This is a genomic window from Vibrio sp. V42_P2S4T144 (assembly GCF_009904715.1).
Lineage (GTDB): Bacteria > Pseudomonadota > Gammaproteobacteria > Enterobacterales > Vibrionaceae > Vibrio > Vibrio alginolyticus.
This window is the reverse complement of record NZ_WXWS01000302.1, coordinates 1-3,735: the sequence shown is the minus strand read 5'-3', so window position 1 is coordinate 3,735 and position 3,735 is coordinate 1. Positions and strand designations below refer to the sequence as shown.

Sequence of the window (3,735 nt, the reverse complement as noted above, 5' to 3'; positions counted from 1 at the left end):
TCTTGTTGTTGGCGCTATTGATACATTTTATAAAAAAATTGCTTTAGTGTCTGAGAGTGAATATTTGTACACTTAGTGAAAACAACACAGTCAAACAAATAGGAAGTAATCGGTGGATAACTTTGAACAAGTGCTCAACGCACTCAAGCAAGGCGAAGTGATTGCCTATCCAACAGAAGGGGTTTTTGGTGTCGGATGTGATCCAGATAACCCAGAAGCAATTCAAAAGCTATTAGAGCTCAAGCAGCGTCCGGTAGAAAAAGGGCTGATTCTAATCGCGGCAAGTTATGATCAGCTTTTGCCTTATATTGATGAATCTCAGTTGACTGAAGAACAATTACAGACTGTTCATGCCACTTGGCCAGGCCCATACACTTGGATCATGCCAGCGAGCGATAAAGTATCCAACTGGGTTTCAGGGCAGTTTGATTCAATTGCGGTTCGTGTGACTGATCATCCTTTGGTGCAAAAAATGTGTAATGCATTCGGAAAGCCGTTAACCTCTACCAGCGCGAATCTCTCCAGCTTACCACCGTGTATGACCACGGAAGAAGTCGAAGAGCAGTTGGGTGATAAGCTGGTCGCCATTCTTCGTGGCGAGACCAGCGGTCGTGATAAACCCAGCGAGATTCGTGACGCCAAAACTTCACAAATATTAAGACAGGGTTAACCCTGCTAGCCAGCCATCATTAGGTTTCACGTAATAGGTAATAACGTATGTCAGCGATCGATAAGCACGCCGTAAAGCAGTTCTTGATGTCACTTCAGGACTCCATTTGTCAGCAGTTAGAACAAGAAGATGGAAAGGCCGTCTTTGTCGAAGATGCATGGCAACGTGAAAAAGGAGAGCGTCTGGGTGGCGGTGGTCGCTCACGTGTTTTGCGTGATGGCCTTGTTTTCGAGCAGGGAGGCGTGAACTTCTCGCATGTGGAAGGGAAAGAAATGCCAGCATCTGCGACAGCGCATCGCCCAGAGCTAGCGGGTCGTCGTTTTGAAGCGATGGGTGTTTCTTTGGTTATTCACCCTAAAAACCCTTATGTACCGACTTCACACGCCAATGTCCGCTTCTTTATTGCAGAAAAAGATGGCGAAGACCCAATTTGGTGGTTTGGTGGTGGTTTTGACCTAACGCCGTTCTATCCATTTGAAGAAGATTGCCAATCATGGCACGACACTGCAAAACTGCTTTGTGCGCCATTTGGTGACGATGTTTACCAAGAGCATAAAGCATGGTGTGACAAATACTTCTTCCTACCACATCGTAATGAAACTCGCGGTGTTGGCGGTTTGTTCTTTGATGATCTAAACCAGTGGGAATTTGATAAGTGTTTTGCTTACATCAAAGCAGTGGGTGAAGGCTATTGCCAGGCTTACTTGCCGATCGTTTCTCGTCGTAAAGAGTTCAAGTATGGTGAGCGTGAGCGTGAATTCCAACTATATCGTCGCGGCCGTTACGTAGAGTTCAACTTAGTGTATGACCGTGGCACCTTATTTGGTTTACAAAGTGGTGGGCGTACTGAGTCGATTCTGATGTCAATGCCGCCGCTCGCTCGCTGGGAGTACTGCTACGAGCCAGAAGCGGGATCGCCAGAAGCTGAACTTTACGAGCGATACCTAACGCCCCGAGAGTGGTAAGCACGGAATCTCCTTTTCTATATAGATAGATAGTGATAGGGTCATCTGTAATCAGGTGGCCCTGTTTTCTCTATATCTAAGTAAGGAACAAAGGTAAGGAAATGACCCAGCAAATCGATCGCTATGCCGTGTTTGGTAATCCTATCGGACACAGTAAGTCGCCATTCATTCACACCTTGTTTGCTCGTCAAACTAATCAATCTTTGGTGTATACCGCAGAAAGTGCACCTGTTGATGGTTTTATTGACGCGGCGAAGGTGTTTTTTGCTGAAGGTGGCAAGGGGTGCAACATCACTATGCCATTTAAAGAAGATGCTTATCAATTTGCTAGTCGATTGACAGAACGGGCTCAGTTAGCAGGCGCGGTAAATACCCTCAAGAAGTTAGACGATGGTGAAATCATCGGTGACAACACTGATGGTGCAGGTTTAGTGCAAGATCTGCTTCAGCATCAGGTTGTATTGGAAGGTGCGCGAATCCTAATTATTGGTGCTGGTGGTGCAGCTCGTGGTGTTATTAAGCCACTACTCGATCAAAAGCCGACCTCTTTAACCATTACCAACCGTACCTTTAGTAAAGCACAAGAGCTCGCAGAGCTGTTTGTCTCTCACGGTCCTATCCTCGCCAAAGAGATGGCAAGTATTGATGAAGAGTATGATGTCATCATTAACTCCACATCCGCTTCTCTTAGTGGTGAACTGCCGACTATTTCATCCTCCATCTTTGCCGCTAACAGTACAAGCTATGACATGATTTATGGCAAAGGGGTGACGAGCTTTAACTTATGGGCAAAAGATAATGGCGCCGCTCATGCGTATGATGGTCTTGGAATGTTAGTTGGGCAGGCTGCGGAAAGCTTTATGCTCTGGCGTGGCTTACGTCCTGGTGCCAAACAAATTCTCAGAGAACTAAGAAAGAACCTTGAAGGTCAATAAGCGATGAATCAATCCATCTTATTCCCAGATATTCAATCATGGGATGAAGTATCACAATCGGTAAACTTTTCGGCGCAACAATCAGGCGCACTAATAGAGTGCTTTGTGACGAAACAAAAGTTAGAAAAGCTCAGTGGTTCACTGATTGAAACTGAGCAAGCGGCAATTAAAGTGTTTACTGATTACCGATTCGACCTAGAAGAAATGGCTGAAGAGCTAATAGAAGATGAAGCCTTCAACGAAGAAGGCCATATCATCATCGGTTAACAGGGCTTTAGTTCAAGTCTTTTACTTCATTTAAGTAGTCGTTTTTGTTTTGCACATAGTTGTTGGCAGACTTTTGCAAGAAAGCTCGTTCTTTTTCTGATAGAGGGCGAGCTTGTTTTACTGGGCTTCCAACATATAAGTAGCCACTTTCTAATACTTTCCCAGGTGGCACTAAACTGCCTGCTCCGATCATCACCTCTGACTCAATTACAACAGCATCTAAAACAATAGCTCCCATACCAACCAAAACACGATCGTGGATCTGACAACCGTGCAGCATCACTTTGTGGCCAATCGTAACGTCATTACCAATAATCAATGGGTAGCCGTTTGGGTTTTCAGCGTTCTTATGGGTGACATGCAAAACACTGCCATCTTGAATATTCGTTCGATCACCAATGTGAATGTGGTTTACATCGCCTCGCGCTGCTACCAATGGCCAAATGCTAGAATCATCGCCAATTCGGATATCACCGACTAAAACAGAGGTTGGGTCAACGTAAACACGCTCACCAAGTTCAGGCTTTATACCTTTGTAGCTTCTCATTGAGCTCATCTTTTTTCCTTATTCAGGGCGATTACAGGGTGTATGGAGGTAGAATAGTAGTGAAAACTCGCCTTTTAGAATAAAAAACACCCAAACGATAAAAAAATCAAAAAAAACGAGAAAAAGGGCTTGCCAATGTGATCGCAATCTCTATAATGCCACCTCGCTGACACGGCAACGCTTCGAAGCTTAAGTTTCGAAAGTAAGAGCCAAGTTAGCAAGCCAAATTAGCCAAGCGGAAACGCTTGAAGAAAGTTTGAAAAAAGTGATTGACACTAAACTTTAACTCGCTAAAATGGCCGTCCTGTTTTGAGCGAAGCTCAACAGGAAAGCTCTTTAACAATGTAGACC

5 protein-coding genes are annotated in these 3,735 nt (G+C 44.7%); 4 read left to right on the top strand and 1 reads right to left on the bottom strand.

Translation table 11 applies throughout. From position 1 onward, the window contains the following. Positions 1 to 112 precede the first annotated feature (112 nt). The 4 genes from CAG68_RS10470 to CAG68_RS10455 all read left to right on the top strand — a co-directional run bounded on the left by CAG68_RS10470 (position 113) and on the right by CAG68_RS10455 (position 2,837). Complete coding sequence (locus CAG68_RS10470) at positions 113 to 670, top strand: L-threonylcarbamoyladenylate synthase (RefSeq protein WP_033906571.1); 558 nt, start codon at positions 113 to 115, stop codon at positions 668 to 670. A gap of 47 nt (positions 671 to 717) precedes the next feature. After that, complete coding sequence (gene hemF / locus CAG68_RS10465) at positions 718 to 1,635, top strand: oxygen-dependent coproporphyrinogen oxidase (protein ID WP_033906570.1); 918 nt, start codon at positions 718 to 720, stop codon at positions 1,633 to 1,635. Between the two features lie 101 nt (positions 1,636 to 1,736). Then, a complete protein-coding gene (gene aroE, locus CAG68_RS10460) occupies positions 1,737 to 2,570 on the top strand; it encodes a shikimate dehydrogenase (RefSeq protein ID WP_033906569.1) in 834 nt (277 codons plus the stop codon). Between the two features lie 3 nt (positions 2,571 to 2,573). Next, positions 2,574 to 2,837: a DUF1488 domain-containing protein gene (locus CAG68_RS10455; RefSeq protein ID WP_005379090.1), complete on the top strand. Its 264-nt coding sequence runs from the start codon at positions 2,574 to 2,576 to the stop codon at positions 2,835 to 2,837. Between the two features lie 7 nt (positions 2,838 to 2,844). On the opposite strand, the gene CAG68_RS10450 is transcribed toward CAG68_RS10455, so the two are convergent. Continuing rightward, positions 2,845 to 3,393, bottom strand: coding sequence for a gamma carbonic anhydrase family protein (locus CAG68_RS10450; protein WP_033906568.1), 549 nt, complete (start codon positions 3,391 to 3,393; stop codon positions 2,845 to 2,847). Between the last annotated feature and the right edge of the window lie 342 nt (positions 3,394 to 3,735).

Coding starts and splice junctions, on each gene's coding strand:
- hemF (WP_033906570.1), top strand. CDS start 718: ATGTCAGCGATCGATAAGCACGCCGTAAAGCAGTTCTTGATGTCACTT.
- aroE (WP_033906569.1), top strand. CDS start 1,737: ATGACCCAGCAAATCGATCGCTATGCCGTGTTTGGTAATCCTATCGGA.
- CAG68_RS10455 (WP_005379090.1), top strand. CDS start 2,574: ATGAATCAATCCATCTTATTCCCAGATATTCAATCATGGGATGAAGTA.
- CAG68_RS10450 (WP_033906568.1), bottom strand. CDS start 3,393: ATGAGCTCAATGAGAAGCTACAAAGGTATAAAGCCTGAACTTGGTGAG.